The sequence below is a fragment of the Flagellimonas olearia genome (assembly GCF_009184425.1).
In the GTDB taxonomy this organism is placed as follows: Bacteria; Bacteroidota; Bacteroidia; order Flavobacteriales; family Flavobacteriaceae; genus Flagellimonas; species Flagellimonas olearia.
This window is the reverse complement of the sequence record NZ_WELG01000098.1, coordinates 1-366: the sequence shown is the minus strand read 5'-3', so window position 1 is coordinate 366 and position 366 is coordinate 1. Positions and strand designations below refer to the sequence as shown.

Annotated in this window: 1 protein-coding gene; it reads left to right on the top strand. The window is 33.6% G+C overall.

The features are described 5' to 3' along the window. On the top strand, positions 1-366 hold a 366-nt coding region (locus F8C76_RS18055; protein WP_152132959.1), incomplete at both ends, for a transposase.

Here is a 366-nt window from a genome sequence, read left to right as displayed (position 1 = left end):
GGGATTGATATAGGGATTAAATCCTTTGTGAGTTTGTCTAATGGCTTAAATATCTATGCCCCTAAGCCCTTAGATAAGCTTACTAGAAAGCTTGTAAGAATTAGCAGACAACTGAGTAAAAAAATCCACCCAAAAACCAAAGGGGATAAAACCAAGAAATCTAATAATTACTTAAAGCATTCTAAAAAGCTTACCCACTTGCATGAAAAAATCGCTAACATCAGACTTGATTTTTTACACAAGCTCACAAGCTCTCTTATAAGGCACTCAAACTCGTTTTGTTTAGAGAGTTTGAAAGTCAAAAACATGTTTAAAAATCACAGGTTGGCTAAATCTTTAAGCGATGTTTCTATATCTGTGTTTAAC